14 protein-coding genes are annotated in these 15,420 nt (G+C 73.0%); 2 read left to right on the forward strand and 12 right to left on the reverse strand.

Translation table 11 applies throughout. The features are described from left to right. Nucleotides 1–399: 399 nt before the first annotated feature. Nucleotides 400–1,668 (reverse strand): tyrosine--tRNA ligase, encoded by a 1,269-nt coding sequence (tyrS, locus tag ACIRST_RS39320; protein ID WP_350525312.1) that lies wholly within the window; start codon nt 1,666–1,668, stop codon nt 400–402. Between the two features lie 316 nt (nt 1,669–1,984). On the opposite strand from tyrS, the gene ACIRST_RS39325 reads away from it, so the two are divergent. Continuing rightward, nucleotides 1,985–2,515, forward strand: coding sequence for an HNH endonuclease (locus ACIRST_RS39325; protein ID WP_350525248.1), 531 nt, complete (start codon nt 1,985–1,987; stop codon nt 2,513–2,515). 82 nt (nt 2,516–2,597) lie between these two features. Here the strand turns inward: ACIRST_RS39325 and ACIRST_RS39330 are convergent, their stop codons facing one another. From ACIRST_RS39330 to ACIRST_RS39360, 7 genes are all read right to left on the reverse strand, one after another. Continuing rightward, nucleotides 2,598–4,709 carry a PQQ-binding-like beta-propeller repeat protein gene (locus ACIRST_RS39330; RefSeq protein WP_402809011.1) on the reverse strand — a complete coding sequence of 704 codons (2,112 nt, stop codon included), beginning with the start codon at nt 4,707–4,709 and terminating at the stop codon, nt 2,598–2,600. 116 nt (nt 4,710–4,825) lie between these two features. Further along, nucleotides 4,826–5,131 (reverse strand): 4a-hydroxytetrahydrobiopterin dehydratase, encoded by a 306-nt coding sequence (locus ACIRST_RS39335; protein WP_350525250.1) that lies wholly within the window; start codon nt 5,129–5,131, stop codon nt 4,826–4,828. 61 nt (nt 5,132–5,192) lie between these two features. Further along, complete coding sequence (locus ACIRST_RS39340) at nt 5,193–5,372, reverse strand: DUF1272 domain-containing protein (RefSeq protein WP_350525251.1); 180 nt, start codon at nt 5,370–5,372, stop codon at nt 5,193–5,195. A gap of 60 nt (nt 5,373–5,432) precedes the next feature. After that, nucleotides 5,433–6,191, reverse strand: a complete 759-nt coding sequence (locus ACIRST_RS39345; protein ID WP_402809014.1) for a sulfite exporter TauE/SafE family protein — start codon at nt 6,189–6,191, stop codon at nt 5,433–5,435. A 215-nt stretch (nt 6,192–6,406) separates the two neighbouring features. After that, nucleotides 6,407–7,456, reverse strand: coding sequence for an SPFH domain-containing protein (locus ACIRST_RS39350; RefSeq protein ID WP_350525253.1), 1,050 nt, complete (start codon nt 7,454–7,456; stop codon nt 6,407–6,409). 10 nt (nt 7,457–7,466) lie between these two features. After that, on the reverse strand, nt 7,467–7,889 hold the full coding sequence (locus ACIRST_RS39355; protein WP_350525254.1) for an NfeD family protein: 423 nt from the start codon (nt 7,887–7,889) through the stop codon (nt 7,467–7,469). A gap of 153 nt (nt 7,890–8,042) precedes the next feature. Continuing rightward, nucleotides 8,043–8,834 (reverse strand): ABC transporter ATP-binding protein, encoded by a 792-nt coding sequence (locus ACIRST_RS39360; RefSeq protein WP_350525255.1) that lies wholly within the window; start codon nt 8,832–8,834, stop codon nt 8,043–8,045. Between the two features lie 148 nt (nt 8,835–8,982). Here ACIRST_RS39360 and ACIRST_RS39365 point away from each other — a divergent pair, with 148 nt between their 5' ends. Next, a complete protein-coding gene (locus ACIRST_RS39365) occupies nt 8,983–9,786 on the forward strand; it encodes a hypothetical protein (protein WP_350525256.1) in 804 nt (267 codons plus the stop codon). Between the two features lie 100 nt (nt 9,787–9,886). Here ACIRST_RS39365 and ACIRST_RS39370 read toward each other — a convergent pair whose 3' ends face one another. The 4 genes from ACIRST_RS39370 to ACIRST_RS39385 form a co-directional block, all read right to left on the reverse strand. After that, nucleotides 9,887–10,711: a hypothetical protein gene (locus ACIRST_RS39370; protein ID WP_402809019.1), complete on the reverse strand. Its 825-nt coding sequence runs from the start codon at nt 10,709–10,711 to the stop codon at nt 9,887–9,889. A 56-nt stretch (nt 10,712–10,767) separates the two neighbouring features. Further along, on the reverse strand, nt 10,768–11,436 hold the full coding sequence (locus tag ACIRST_RS39375) for a response regulator transcription factor (RefSeq protein WP_350525258.1): 669 nt from the start codon (nt 11,434–11,436) through the stop codon (nt 10,768–10,770). Then, on the reverse strand, nt 11,429–12,628 hold the full coding sequence (locus ACIRST_RS39380; protein ID WP_402809049.1) for a GAF domain-containing sensor histidine kinase: 1,200 nt from the start codon (nt 12,626–12,628) through the stop codon (nt 11,429–11,431). The genes ACIRST_RS39375 and ACIRST_RS39380 overlap by 8 nt, the downstream gene beginning before the upstream one ends. 199 nt (nt 12,629–12,827) lie before the next feature. After that, nucleotides 12,828–15,407, reverse strand: a complete 2,580-nt coding sequence (locus ACIRST_RS39385; protein WP_350525259.1) for an FHA domain-containing protein — start codon at nt 15,405–15,407, stop codon at nt 12,828–12,830. Nucleotides 15,408–15,420 lie beyond the last annotated feature (13 nt).

The raw sequence follows: 15,420 nt of genomic DNA on the forward strand, positions 1-15,420 counted from the left end.
CCGCCTTCCAGCGGACCCTCCGGGCTTCGTTCTTTCGTGTTTCCAGCTTATCAGACGTTTTCCGCTCCGTTTTCCGGAGTTTCATTCATCCGATTTCCCAAACTGGTCGGGGCCGCTTTCGCGACATCCACCACGTTAGCGCATTCCGAGTGTCACTCAAAATTCACACTCACACCCTGTTGACGGAAACGCCAACGAACCCATGTGAATGGGTTACGAGAAGTGAGAGTGGGTCTTGCCGGACGGGGTGGCCGCTCCAGCGACTCGTTCAACACTAGGCCACCTGGACGGCATCGTCAAACGTCGAGGGCCGGATCTGTCCAGATCCGGCCCTCGATGCTCGAAGCCGCAGCTCAGAGCGGGTGCGCTTTCAGCCAGCCGAGTCGGTCGGCCGACGAGTCAGCCGGCGGAGACCAGCTCCGCCGCCGCCAGGTTGCGCTTGCCGCGCCGCAGCACCAGCCAGCGGCCGTGCAGCAGGTCGGCCTCGGTCGGCACCGCCTCTTCGTCCGTCACCTTGACGTTGTTGAGGTAGGCACCGCCCTCCTTGATCGTCCGACGCGCGGCCGAACGGCTCGGCGCCAGGCCGACGGCGACCAACAGGTCGACCACCGGCTGGAGTTCGGAGACCTCGGCCTTCGGGACCTCGGCCAGGGCGGCCGCCAGGGTCGGGGCCTCCAGGTCGGCGAGGTCGCCCTGGCCGAACAGCGCCTTGGACGCGGCGACCGCGCGCTCGTACTGCTCGGCGCCGTGGACGAGGGTGGTGAGCTCCTCGGCGAGGGCACGCTGGGCGAGGCGGGCGGCGGGGCGCTCGCTGGTCTCGCGCTCCAGCTCCTCGATCTCCTCCTTCGAGCGGAAGCTGAAGATCCGCAGGAAGTTGGAGACGTCCCGGTCGTCCGCGTTCAGCCAGAACTGGTAGAAGGCGTACGGGGTGGTCAGCTCGGGGTCGAGCCAGACCGTGCCGGACTCGGTCTTGCCGAACTTGGTGCCGTCGGCCTTGACGATCAGCGGCGTGGCCAGCGCGTGGACGGACTTGCCGTCGGCCTTGCGGATCAGGTCCGTGCCGGCGGTCAGGTTGCCCCACTGGTCGCTGCCGCCGGTCTGCAGGCTGCAGCCGTAGCGGCGGTTCAGCTCCAGGTAGTCCATGCCCTGGAGGATCTGGTAGCTGAACTCGGTGTAGCTGATGCCCGCGTCGGAGTTGAGCCGTCGGGCGACGGCCTCCTTCGCGATCATGTTGTTGACCCGGAAGTACTTGCCCACGTCACGCAGCAGGCTGATCGCCGACATCCCGGACGTCCAGTCCAGGTTGTTGACCATGCGCGCCGCGTACGGGCCCTCGAAGTCGAGGAAGCGCGAGATCTGGCCGCGCAGGCGCTCCACCCAGCCGGCCACCGTCTCGGGGTCGTTGAGCACGCGCTCGGCGGTGGGCTTCGGGTCCCCGATCAGGCCGGTGGCGCCGCCGACCAGGCCGAGCGGGAGGTTCCCCGCCTGCTGGATGCGGCGCATGGTGAGGATCTGCACCAGGTTGCCGAGGTGCAGGCTGGGGGCCGTCGGGTCGAAGCCGCAATAGAACGTGACCGGGCCGTCCGCGAACGCCTTGCGCAGTGCGTCCTCGTCGGTGGACAGGGCGATCAGCCCACGCCACTGCAGCTCGTCGACGATGTCCGTCACGGTCACGCTTCTCCTTCTGTCGGGCGTCCGCCCGTTTGCGGCCCGGTTCCGTCCGGGCCCCGGGTCGGTACGACTCCAGCCTGATAGAGCCTACGCGGTTCCGGCCAGCGAGTTTTCCCCGAGGCACCCCCTCGTTTCCCCCTGAGCACCCTCCCGGCTGCGGCTCCCCGCTCCCCCGGGCCCCTCCGTGATACCGGAAATTCCGTTGTTCGTCGGCTGCGGGCCCGTTCAGAGTGGTGTCACCGCCGTGCGGCGGCAGTGACGTGTGTGGAGACGGTCGTGCCGCCGTGGCACGCCCGTGGGAAGGGTGTGCCGAGTGCGCAACACGCTGGTTCTGAACGCGAGCTACGAGCCCCTGACGACGGTGTCGCTTCAGCGCGCCGTCGTCCTGGTGCTCCAGGACAAGGCGGTGGTGGAGCAGGCGCACCCGCTGCGCTCGATCCGGGGGACGGGTGTCGCCGTCCCCGTCCCGAGGGTGATCAGACTGCAACGGTACGTACGGGTGCCGTTCCGACAACAAGCCCCGTGGACGCGGCGGGGTGTCCTGGCCAGGGACCAGCACTTGTGCGCGTACTGCGGGCGGCGGGCCACCACGGTGGACCACCTGCAGCCCAAGTCGCGCGGTGGTGCCGACAGTTGGCTGAACACCGTGGCCGCGTGCGCGGAGGACAACCAGCGCAAGGCCGACCGGACGCCGGAGCAGGCCGGGATGAAGCTGCTGCGGCGCCCGTTCGTGCCGACCCCGCAGGCCAGTCTGATGCTGGCGCTCGGCCTGCGCGGCTCGGAGGCGCGGGAGCTCGCGGACTGGCTGCCGCCGGTGCCGGGCCTGCCCGTCCCGGCCGCGTAGCCCCGGGACGGAGGCCGCGGAAGCAGCCCGCCGGCCGGGGACGGCGGAAGCCCCCCGGCCGGGGTCGGCGGAGGGAGCGGCCTCAGCCCTTCGCCTGGTACCCGGCAGCCGTGCCGTAGTTGGCCGAGTGCTCGGGCACCACGACCACCTGACCGCCGCCGATCAGCACCCGCCCGGAGACCAGCAGCGAGCCGGTCCCGGGCGGGAAGTTGCCGCCGGTCGCCTCTCCGCCGCCGGCCAGCGGGAACCGGGTCAGGTGGGCGGGCTCGTCGCGGCGCTCGTCGGCGGCGATCACCAGCGAGCCGCCGTCGATGCCGACCGCCCGGGCGGTGCCCTTGGCGGACATCGGGACCTTCCAGCGCTGCTTGCCGGTCTCCAGGTCGTAGCCGACCGCGGCGGCCGGCCCGCCGCCGTTCGCCGGGGTCAGGGTGGTGACCATGGTGCGGCCCTCGAAGAACACCTCGGGAGTGGCCGTGAAGGCGCCGTGGGTGACGTCCAGCCGGCCGCTCTCCGTGACCACCGGGATCTCGGCGGCCGGGTCCCCGGCGGCGCCCCAGGCGAACACCCGGTCGTTCTCCGGCTTGTCGCCGGTGGTGAGGACCACAGCGGGCTCCGCGGACAGCACGGTCACCGTCTTCGGCTGGTTGTTCAGGCCCCGCCACCAGCCGACCTTGCCGTCCGCGACGTTCAGCGAGACGGCCTGGTCGGCGGGCGTCGAGTCGGCGCAGGAGGAGGCCACCAGCACGGTCTTGCCGCTGACGCCGCCGGAGAGGGTGCAGAACTTGCCCTGCCCGGTGTACTGCCAGACGTCCTTGCCGTCCGCCGACTCCCAGGCCACCACGTGGTCGTCGCCGATCGCGACCACCTTGTCCTCGGTGACGCCGACCCGCGCGGAGTAGGCGCCCTTGGTGTCCGAGAGGGCCTTGGTCCAGGTCGTCTTGCCCGTCTTGGTGTCCACGGCGGCCACCAGCGCGCAGGGGCTCTTCGGGTCCGCCTTCGGGCGGAACAGCACCGCGCCCAGGCCCGCCTGGTTCACGCCGGTCGACAGTCCGCAGGGGACGGCGCCGGCTGCCGGCGGCTCCACCGACCAGGTCGACTTGCCGCCGGCGCGGTCGTACGCGTGCACCCCGGAGCCGTCGGCCCGGACCACCGCGTCCGTCAGCAGCCAGCTGCCGACCAGCGTGTCGTCGCCCGCGGACTGCCCGGCCGCGGCGGGCTGCGCGGACCACGCCCGGGTGTGCGCCACGGTGAACCCGGGCTCGCCGCCGCTGCTCGCGGCCGCACTGCCGCCGCCTTCCGCACCGACCATCAGACCGGCCGTGACCAGCACCCCCAGTGCGGCCACGCCGGCGCCGGCCCGCACCAACAGGGCCTTGCGGCTGGGCACGTGCTCCCCGGTCAGCACCGCGTCGGCGGCCTTCCGGGCCTTGGCCGACAGCGAGGTGCCGGACGCCGGGCCCGGCTTCGGGCCGGACGCCGTACCCGACGCGGGACCGGAACCGCCGTCACCGCCCCTGCGGGAAGCGGACCGGGAGCGCGCGGCGGACCGGGCGGCGGACCGGGCCTCGGCCTCGGGCTCCGGAGCGTCCTCCCCGGTCGTCCCCGGGGTCTTCCCCGGCCCGGTCGGCGCCGACTCCGGCTCCGGCCCGGCCTCCTCGGCGTGCACGTAGCCGTCCGCCGAGTACTCCGCTCCCGCCGGGACGTACAGCCCCTCCCCGGCCGGCTGCGCGGCGGCGTACGGCGCGTACTGCTGCGCGTGCTCGGGGTACGGCGCGTACTGCGGGGGCTGCACGGCCTGTGCGTGGTCCGGGAACGGCTGGTACTGGTCCTGGCCGCCGTACTGCCCCTGGACGAAACCGCCCTCGACGTACCCGGTCTGCCCGTAGCTGCTCTGCCCGTAGTCGCTCTGCGCGTACCCGCCGGGGTCGTGGCCGGCCTGTCCGTGGTCGCCCTGGTCGTAGCCGCCCTGGTCGTAGCCGCTCTGACCGTAGCCGGCCTGCCCGTGACCGGCGTGCGCGTAGCCGGTCCGGTCGTACTGCTGCTGCCAGTGCGCCTGCTCCTGCGCCTGCTGCCCGTAGTACCCGCCGCCCTGCCAGTCCGGCAGGCCCTGGGCCTGCTGCCCCTGGCCCGGCTGTCCCTGGGGGTGCCACGGCTGCTGCCCGGCGTGGGCGTCTCCGAAGGGCTCCTGCGCCATCCGTTCCGTCCCTCCGTGCCCGCCTGCCTGCCGATGCGGCAGTCAGCATCTCACGCCCGCTCGGAGGGACGACCCGGGCCCTCGGCGTACGTTCCCGGCGGGCCGGCCGGCCGGGATCAGGCCGCGGACTCGGCGCGCAGTGCCTCGTCGATGCGGGCGGCCAGGGTGAAGTCCAGGCCGGTGAGGCCGCCGGCGCTGTGGGTGGACAGGACGAAGCGCAGGGTGCGCCAGCGGATGTCGATGTCGGGGTGGTGGTCGAGTGACTCGGCCTGCTCGGCGACGGCGACGACCACCCGGATCCCCGCGGGGAAGTCCGGGGCGTCGGCGCTGCGGACGATGCCGTCGCCCTCGCGGGTCCACTGCGGCAGCGCCGCCAGGGCCGCCGTGATCTCGTCCTCGCTCAGCCGTGCCCTGCTGCTCATCGCTGCGCTCCTGCTCGGTCGTCGGTGCTCCGGGCGCCCGGGGTCCTCCGGGGTGCCGGGGTCAGGCGGCCTTCCGACGCGGACGGGCCACCAGCTCGCCGCCGCAGTTCGGGCAGGCGCCGGCCATGGCCTCGGTGCATTCCGGGCAGAAGGTGCACTCGTAGGAACATATCGAGGCGGCGCCGTCGGCGGTCAGCGACACCGCGCAGCGCTCGCAGGTCTCACGCATCTCCAGGGCCATGGCCTACTCCTGTGACTCTCGTACGATCCGACATCTGTACAACGGCGGCCCGACGGCCGCTCACCCCAGCAGCAGCTTGGTGACCGCCGCGAGGCCGACCACCACGATCACCCCGCGCAGCACGGCCGGCGGCAGCCGGCGGCCGACCTTGGCGCCGACCAGGCCGCCGACCAGCGAACCCACCGCGATCAGCCCGGCCGCCGCCCAGTTCACGGTCGAGGTGAACAGGAAGAAGAGCGCGGCGACGGCGTTGACGATCATCGCCAGGGCGTTCTTCACCCCGTTGATCCGCTGCAGGTCCTCCTGCAGCAGCATGCCCATCAGCGCCATCAGCAGGACACCCTGCGCGGCGCCGAAGTAGCCGCCGTAGATGCCGGTGAGGAACACCCCGACCAGCAGCACCGGGCTGCCGTCCGGGTCGCCACCGGGCCGGCGGCGGGCGGCGACGGCCCTGGCCACCCGGGGCTGGATCACCACCAGGACCAGCGCGAGCAGGATCAGCACCGGGACGATCGCGTCGAAGGCCGCGCTCGGCAGCTTGATCAGCAGCAGTGCGCCGAGCAGCCCACCGAGCAGCGAGGCGGTTCCCAGGCGCAGCACCCGGCGCCCCTGGTCGGCGAGTTCGCGGCGGTAGCCGATCACGCCGCTGAGCGAACCGGGCACCAGGCCGAAGGAGTTGGAGACGTTGGCGGTGACCGGCGGGATCCCGACGGCGAGCAGGACGGGGAAGGTGATCAGGGTGCCGGAACCGACGATCACATTGATCATCCCGGCGCCGACCCCGGCCACCAGGACGGCGACCGCCTCCCAGAGCGTCATGGGTCACTCCTCCTCTCGGTCCTGTCCGAGGGGATCATGCCGGACCGCCCTCCCGCCCGGCCAGGCCCGCCCACGATTCGGGACGCACGCCACACCGCCGCGGACGGCGCCGTGGAAACCCCGAGGGCCCGCCGCCGTACGGGAGGCGTACGGCGGCGGGCCCTCGACGGAGCACGCCTCGACCGCTCACTGCGGCCGGGTCACTGCGGTCCGGGTCACTCCGGGTCGATCTTGGGGAACTCCCGGGTCGGGTCCACCCGGGGACGGGCGGCGCCCTTGTCGGTGTCCACCGGCCGCGGCCCGGACGCCGGGTCGATCGGCACCTGGGTGGCCGGGGACGCCTTCGGGACGCTCGGCGCCGCGACGGCACCGCCGTTGATCCCGCCGCCGTTGCCGGTCAGGCCGTTGAAGGCACCGCCGAGGCCCTTGAGCGCGTCGCCGACCTCGCTCGGGATGATCCAGAGCTTGTTGGAGTCGCCCTTGGCCAGCTCGGGCAGGGTCTGCAGGTACTGGTAGGCGAGCAGCTTCTGGTCGGCGTCACCGTCGTGGATGGCTTCGAAGACCGTCCGGATCGCGGCCGCCTCACCGTCGGCGCGCAGCACCGCGGCCTGTGCCTCACCCTCGGCCCGCAGGACGTCCGCCTGCTTCTCACCCTCCGCCTTGAGGATCTGCGCCTGGCGCTGGCCCTCGGCGGTGAGGATCGCGGCGCGCTTGTCCCGGTCGGCGCGCATCTGCTTCTCCATCGAGTCCTGGATGGAGGTCGGCGGCTCGATCGCCTTCAGCTCGACGCGGTTGACCCGGATGCCCCACTTGCCGGTGGCCTCGTCCAGGACGCCGCGCAGACCGGCGTTGATGACCTCGCGGGAGGTCAGGGTGGACTCCAGGTCCATCGAGCCGATGATGTTGCGCAGCGTGGTGACGGTCAGCTGCTCGATCGCCTGGATGTAGCTGGCGACCTCGTAGGTGGCCGCGCGGGGGTCGGTGACCTGGTAGTAGATGACGGTGTCGATGTTGACGACCAGGTTGTCCTGGGTGATCACCGGCTGCGGCGGGAACGGGACGACCTGCTCGCGCAGGTCGATCCGGTTGCGGACGCGGTCGATGAACGGGACGACGATGTTCAGTCCGGCGTTGAGCGTCCGGGTGTAGCGGCCGAAGCGCTCCACGATCGCCGCGCTGGCCTGTGGGATGACCTGGATCGTCTTGATCAGCGCGATGAAGGCCACCACGACCAGGACGACCAGGACGATAAGGACGGGTTCCACGGACTCTCCCCTAGACGACCAGGGCGGTCGCGCCCTGGATTTCGACGACGTCGACCTGCTGCCCGGGCTGGTACACCTGCTCCGGGTGGAGCGCGCGGGCCGACCAGATCTCGCCGTTCAGCTTGATCCGGCCGCCCTCCCCGTCGACGGTTTCCGCGACGACCGCGGTGGCGCCGTGCAGCGCCTCGATGCCCATCTTGACCTGAGGGCCCTTCTGGAGCTGCCGGTAGGCGATCGGGCGGACGAAGACCACGAGCCCGACCGAGACCAGGAGGAAGGTCACGGTCTCCAGGACCACTCCCCCGCCCAGCCCGGCCACGCCGGCGGCGGCCAGCGCTCCGACCGCGAACATGGCGAACTCCGGCATCGCGGTGAGAACCAGCGGTATGCCGAGCCCTGCGGCGGCCAGGAGCCACCAGATCCAGCTGTCCACACGTCCATCCTAGGGAGCGAAGGCCTTCGAGGCGGACAGTTCCCGCAGGTCGAGGGGCGGAAACCGGTCGCACGTGCGACCGGTTCCGACGGCCTCGCGCAGGACGGGCGGAGAGGGGGCGGAACGGGGGGCGGAGGAGCGGCGGACGGGGCGTCAGCCCAGCGGCAGGCCCTGGGCCGACCAGCGGTCGCCGTGGCGCTCCAGGGTGAGCGGCAGGCCGAAGCACTTGGAGAGGTTGCGGGCGGTCAGCTCGGTGTCGATCGGGCCCGCCGTGAGCACCTTGCCCTGGCGGATCATCAGGACGTGGGTGAAGCCGGGGGCGATCTCCTCGACGTGGTGGGTGACCATCGCCATCGCCGGGGCGAACTCGTCCTGGGCGAGCGCGCCGAGCCGGCGGACCAGGTCCTCGCGCCCGCCGAGGTCCAGGCCGGCGGCCGGCTCGTCGAGCAGCAGCAGCTCGGGGTCGGTCATCAGGGCGCGGGCGATCAGGGTGCGCTTGCGCTCGCCCTCGGAGAGGGTGCCGAACTTGCGGCCGGTGAGGCCGGCCATGCCGAGGCGGTCGAGCAGCGCGAGGGCGCGGGACTCGTCCGACTGCTCGTAGCTCTCCTGCCAGCTGACCGTCATCCCGTAGGCGGCGGTGAGCACCGTCTGCAGCACGGTCTGCTCGGCCGGCAGCTTGTCGAACATGGCGGCGCCGGCCAGGCCGATCCGGGAGCGCAGCTCGAAGACGTCGATCTCGCCCAGCTTCTCGCCCAGCACGGTGACCTTGCCCGAGGTCGGGAACAGGTACGAGGAGGCGATCTGCAGCAGGGTGGTCTTGCCGGCGCCGTTCGGGCCCAGGATGACCCAGCGCTCACCCTCGGAGATGGACCACGAGACCTGGTCGACCAGCGCGCGCCCCTCCCGGACCACGGATACGTCCACCAGCTCCAGCACGTCGCTCATGCCTACGCCTTCCCCAAAAACAAGATTCTCGGCCGTCGGTGCGGGCGGCACGCCGACTCCGGCAGCCGGTGGGCACGGGTGGGTGCGCCGCACACGCATGGGCAAACCTACGCCACGCGGATGACCGCCGATTCCGTAGGCTGGCCGGATGCTCGCGACTCCTGCCGACAATCCGTACGAAGAGCCCCGTTCGGGGCGGCTGGCCGCCTGGGGCAACGCCCTGCTGGCGGGCCTGGTGCCGCCCGACAACGCCGCCGCGGCCGTGCTGGGCGCCGACGAGAGCCACCGGGTGACCGGGCTGCCCGGGGACGAGCCGGGCGAGCAGCACGGGCTGACCTGGGCGCTGGGCCGGCTGCGGGTGCTGGGGGTGAAGGGCCTGCGCCTCGCGCTGCCCTCGGCCGGGCACCCGCTGGGGCTGACCGGCCCCGGGCCGTTCAACGAGCGCGCGATGGCCGCGGGCGAGGCCGTCCTGGCGGTGGGGGTGCCGCTCGGGCTGGTGCCGGAGGTCGAGGTGTTCGGCCCGGCCGGGGACCGCTCCGCGACCGTGCTGTGGCGCTGCTCCGAGGTGAACGACACACCGCCGGCGGACGTGCCGTCGCTGCACGAGGCCGAGCGTGAGCTGGCGGACGGGCTGCGCGAGGCGACCGTGCTGCTCACCCGGCTCGACGTGGCCGGCGCCGGGCCGGAGGCGCTGCGCGCCCTGGAGGCGTACCGCCGGCGCGGGCACGCCGAGCTGCTGGCGCCCGGCTACCCGCCTCGTGCGGTGCGGGTGCTGGAGTCGGCCCGGCAGGTGTCCGCCCTGCTGTCGATCGCCTCCGGCGGCCACGGCGCGGCCGTCAGCGCCTCCGAGATGGCCGCGCGGCAGTCCGTCCTGGCGCCGCTGCGGCGCACCGCCCGGCGGGCCCAGGTGGCCGCCTACAACGCCTTGGTGGACGAGCGCGAGGCCCGCTGAGGGCGCGCGGGACGGCTCTCGTACCTGGCCGGAATGCGACCCCTCGTGCACCGGACGCCGACCCGTTGGACGGTGCGCGCCGCCGGGGCGGGCCGCGGTGTCAGCGCCACGGGTCCGCCTCGGCCAGGGCCGCCACCTCCGCCCGGTCGTACCGGCCGTCGGGCCCGACGGCCAGGCCGCCGCGCGCCGTGACGGTCTCCAGGCGGCGGGCGGACCAGCCCAGCTCCTCGGCCGCCTCCGCCGCCGACAGGCTCTGCGCCGACCGCGCCCGCAGTGCCTCCGCGGCGGCCTCGGCCCGGCGCAGCCGGCCGGTGACCGCCTCCTCGACCGCGGCGGCCGGCACCGCGAGCAGGGACTCGGCGCCGTACGTGGGGTTGCCCTTGAACTCTCCGTCGGGCCGGAGCACCCCGGCTTCGGTGAGCCGGTGGACGTCCTCGGCCACGACCGGGAGCCCGGCGGCCTGCCCGAGGACCGTGGCGGCCTTGACCGCGCCGACCCGGGGCACGGTGCCCAGCCGGGCGACGAGCTCCGCGGCACCGGCCCGCAGACGGGCCTCCAGGTCCGCGGACCACTGGCCGTCCTCGGTGTCCGGCTCGGGCAGCAGGCCCTGCTGCCGGGCCTCCTCGAACTGCCAGCCGGTCAGCCCGAGCCTGCGCCGCAGCAGCTCCGGCCCGTAGGAATCGCGTTCCCGGGCCGTCGCCCGAGCGAACTTCGCGGCGCGCTCGGCGGCCTCGGCCTCCAGGGCGGCGGCGATCTCCTCGCGCCGCAGCAGCACCGGCTCGGCGAGCGCCCGGGACCAGCGCTTGTCCTCGACGTCCGGGGGCGGCACCAGGCCGAACCGCCGGGCCCGCTTGAACAGGCGCTGCGTCAGCCCCAGCGCCTCGGCCAGTGTGACCGGCCCGTAGACCGTGCGTGGCTCCCCCACGGCTCCCCCTCGATGCGGTGTCAGCGCCCACCCTCGCACACCCCGCTGACATCCCCTCAGGCGTCCGCGGCGGCGTCCCGGGTCTCGCCGTTGCGGACCGCCCAGAGCGCGGCCTGCGTGCGGTCCGCGAGGTCCAGCTTCATCAGGATGTTGGAGACGTGGGTCTTCACCGTCTTCTCCGACAGGTGCAGGCTGCGCGCGATCTCCCGGTTGGAACGGCCGTCGGCGATGTGGCCGAGCACCTCGCGCTCGCGCTCGGTGAGGGTGCCGCCGCGGCCCTGCGGGGCGCGCGGGCCGTCGTCGGAGAGCAGGGCCTCGGCCAGCTCCGGCTGGAGCAGCACGTGGCCGGCGTGCACCGAGCGGATCGCCCCGGCCAGTGCCTCCGGGTCCACGTCCTTGTAGACGTACCCGGCGGCGCCGGCCCGCAGCGCGGGGACCATCGTGCGGTGCTCGGTGAAGCTGGTGACGATCAGGATCCGGGCCCGGCTGCCCTCGCCCTTGAGGGTGCGCAGCGCCTCGATCCCGTCGACGCCGGGCATCTTGAGGTCCATCAGGACCACGTCGGGGTCGAGTGCGCGGGCCCGCTCGACGCCCTCCGCCCCGTCGGCGGCCTCCCCGACCACCTCGATGTCGTCCTGGACCTCCAGGAAGGTGCGCAGCCCGCGCCGGACCACCTGGTGGTCGTCGACCAGCAGGACGCGGATCGACGGTGTGCTCTCAGGCACCGGGGACCTCCATCTCGACGAGCGTCCCCCGGCCGGGGGCCGACTCCAGGGTGAGCGTGCCGCCGACGGCGGCCGCGCGGTCGCGCATCGAGGCCAGGCCGAGGTGGCGGCCGGCCCGGCGGACGGATTCGGGGTCGAAGCCGCGCCCGTCGTCGCGCACCCGCAGCACGGCGCCGCGCGCGGGCGTCCCGGCCAGGGTGACGGTGACCCGGCCGGCGTCGGAGTGCCGCAGCGCGTTGTGCAGCGCCTCCTGGGCGACCCGCAGCAGGGCGGCCTCCTGGGCGGGCGGCAGGGCGCGGACGCCGTCGGCGGCGTAGGCGACGTCGGCGGTGTGCGCCCGGTCGAGGAGCTGCACCTGGGAGGCGAGGGTGGCGCTCAGCCCGTCCTCCTCCAGTGCCGCGGGGCGCAACTCCACGACGACGGCGCGCAGTTCGTCGGCGGCCTCGGCGGCCAGCCGGGCCACCTCGGCGAGTTCGGCGCGGGCCCGGGCCGGGTCGCGGTCGACGAGCTTGGCGGCGGCCTTGGCGGTGAGGCGCAGCGAGAAGAGCTTCTGCGAGACGGCGTCGTGCAGGTCGTGCGCGATCCGGGCGCGCTCGCCGGCCAGGGTCAGTTCGCGGCTGCGCTCGTACAGCCGGGCGTTGGAGAGGGCGAGGGCGGCGTGGGCGGCGAGGATCCGCAGCAGTTCCTCGTCGTGGTCGGTGAAGAGGCCGCCGCCGCGCTTGTTGGCGAGGAAGACGACGCCCAGCACCTGCGGTTCGTCCTCGGCCGCGTCGGTGTCCAGGATCGGCATGCCGAGGAAGGCGTCCATCTCGGGGTGGGCGGAGGGCCAGCCGCCGAAGGCGGGCGCCCGGCGGACGTCGGCGAGGCGGATGGGGCCGGTCTCGTGCAGCATCGCGGCGAGCACGCCGTGCTGGCGGGGCAGCGGGCCGATCGCCCGCCACTGCTCGTCGGTGACGCCGTCGACCACGAACTGGGCGAAGCCGCCGTGGTCGTCGGGCACGCCCAGGGCCGCGTACTCGGCGCCGAGCAGTTCCCGGGCGGAGGCGGTGATGCGGCGCAGGACCTCGCGGACCTCCAGGTGTCGGCTCATGGCGAGCAGCGCCTGGCTGACGGCCTCGATCCCGGACAGGCAGGGGTCGCAGGCGGGCAGTGGGCCCTGGTGGGCCGGGTGGTCTCCGGTGGTGCTGGGCATACCGCCAAACTACCGCCGCGGCCGGGGCGGTCGCGTCCGCCTGCGGCCGGGGCGGTCGCAGGTCCGGGGACCTAGGCCGTCGGACCCACACGGCGCCGGGCCCGTGGTTCGGGCCGGGCGGCGGGCAGCGGGCGGGGGAACGGCGGAGGGGCGGCCTCCCCGGTCGGGAAGGCCGCCCCTCGGCGGTCGGGCAGCGGGCTCAGCCCTTCTGCATGACCTCGGGCTCGTGCCGGCGCTGGAGCCGGGTGACCAGGACGCCGATCGCGACCGAGATCACGATGAGCACGCCCGCGTCAATCGCCCACTGGGCCACCGCGTGCTTCCACAGCGGGTCGTAGTCCGGGTGCTGGAAGTCCTTGTTCCAGGGGCCCATGAGCTTGGAAAGGTCGAGCGTGGTGGAGACGATGCCGGTGCCCCAGCGGGCCGGCATCAGCCAGGCGACCTGCTCCAGGCCGGGCTTGCCGAAGATCTGGAACAGGCAGCCGGTGAAGACGACCTGGACGATGGCGAACATGACCAGCAGCGGCATGGTCTTCTCGGCGGTCTTCACCAGGGCGGAGATCATCAGCCCGAACATCATGGCGGCGAAGCTGAGCAGGATCATGCCGATGGTCATCTCGATGATCGGCAGGTTCTTGACGATCAGGCCGTGCTCGGGGAGCTTGCGCGGCAGGAAGCCGACGGCGGAGATGATGGCGCCCTGGATCACGCTGAAGAAGCCCAGCACGATGATCTTGGACATCATGTACGCCGACCGGGAGAGCCCGGTGGCCCGTTCCCGTTCGTAGATCGCCCGTTCCTTGATCAGTTCCCGGACCGAGTTGGCGGCGCCGGAGAAGCAGGCCCCGATGGCCAGGATCAGCAGGATCGTCGCGGCCCCGCTGTTCAGTCCGAGCTGCGACTTCGGGTTCGGCGCGAGCCCCGGCGCGTTGGGGATCAGCACGCTGACCGCGCCGATGACCGCGGGCAGCAGCACCGACAGTGCCAGGAAGCCGCGGTCCGAGGCGAGCACCGACATGTAGCGCCGCATCAGGGTCCACAGCTGGGAGCCCCAGCTCTGCGGCTTCGGCGGCTTGACCGCCTCCTGGGCGACCTGGACGTGCTGCACCTCGCCCGCCTCGACGGTCGGGGCGGAGTACTGCTGGTAGTGCACCGAACCGCGGTAGCGGCCGGCCCAGTCGTGGTCCGGGTAGTTCTCGAAGGCCTGGAAGACGTCCGCCCAGGTCTCGTACCCGAAGAAGTGCAGCGCCTCGTCCGGCGGGCCGAAGTAGGCCACCGAACCGCCCGGCGCCATCACCAGCAGCCGGTCGCAGAGCGCGAGTTCGGCCACCGAGTGGGTGACGACCAGGATGGTGCGGCCGTCGTCGGCGAGGCCGCGCAGCATCTGCATGACCTCGCGGTCCATGCCCGGGTCGAGGCCCGAGGTGGGCTCGTCCAGGAAGATCAGCGACGGCTTGGTGAGCAGCTCCAGGGCGACCGAGACGCGCTTCTGCTGGCCACCGGAGAGCGCGGTGATCTTGTTGTCGGCGCGCTTGTCCAGGCGCAGCTCGTACAGCACCTCGTCGATCCGGGCGTCGCGCTCGCGGGCCTCGGTGTCGCCGGGGAAGCGCAGCCGGGCCGCGTACTTGAGGCCCTTCCGGACGGTGAGCTCGCGGTGCAGGATCTCGGACTGCGGCACCAGGCCGATGCGCGAGCGGAGTTCGGCGAACTGCTTGTAGAGGTTGCGCCCGTCGTACAGCACCTCGCCGCGGTCGGCGGGGCGGTAGCCGGTGAGGGCGCGCAGCAGGGTGGACTTGCCGGAGCCGGACGGGCCGATGACCGCGACCAGGGACTTCTCCGGGACGCCGAAGCTGACGTCGTTGAGCAGGATCTTCTTGGCGCCCTTGTGCTCGACCTCGACGGTCAGGTGGCGGGCGGAGAAGGAGACGGCGCCGGTGTCGACGAACTCCTGCAGCTGGTCGCCGACCAGGGTGAAGGTGGAGTGGCCGACGGTCAGGCGGTCCTGCGCGCCCATCAGCTGACGCTGGACCCGCTGGCCGTTGAGGAAGATGCCGTTGTGGCTGCCGAGGTCGACGATCTCCCAGCGGCCGTCCGGCAGTTGGCGCAGCTCGGCGTGGTGGCGGGACACCTGGAGGTCCGAGACCACGATGTCGTTGTCGAGCGCACGGCCGATGCGCAGCGTGCGCGTCATGTCGGCCAGCCGGCGGATCATCGTCGGCTGCGGGCCACCGCCGTCGTGCTGCTGCGGCGGCGGGGTGAAGCCCTGGTCCTGCGGGAAGCCCTGCTGCTGCGGGAAGCCGTGCTGGGCCTGCGGCGCGTACTGCTGCTGCTGCGGGAACGGCTGCTGGGCCTGCTGCTGGCCGGCCCACGCCTGCTGCTGCGGCTGCTGGTACGGGTCCTGCTGCGGCCAGGCCTGCGGCTGCGGCACCGGGCCGCGGGCGGTGGCGGCCTCGTGCACGGGGGTGGTGTGCGGGGCGGCGGCCTGTGCGGGCGCGGAGAAACCGAGCCGGGGGCCGTTCTCCGGGTTGCCCAGGTTGACGACGGCTCCGGGGAACAGCTGGGCCTGCATGGTGCGGGCGCCGGCGACGTACGTGCCGTTGGTGCTGCCGTGGTCGTCCAGCTGCCAACCGCTGCCGTTGAAGCTGATGGTCCCGTGGTGCCAGGAGACCCTGGCGTCGTCGAACGGGAAGTCCGACTGCGGGTTGCGCCCGATGGTGTAGGACCGCCCGGGCTCCAGAGTCCGCTGCTGTCCGTTGATCTCAATGACGAGTTGCGGCACTGCTCGCCTGCCC

This window comes from Kitasatospora sp. NPDC101447 (assembly GCF_044767225.1).
Classification (GTDB): Bacteria; Actinomycetota; Actinomycetes; order Streptomycetales; family Streptomycetaceae; genus Kitasatospora.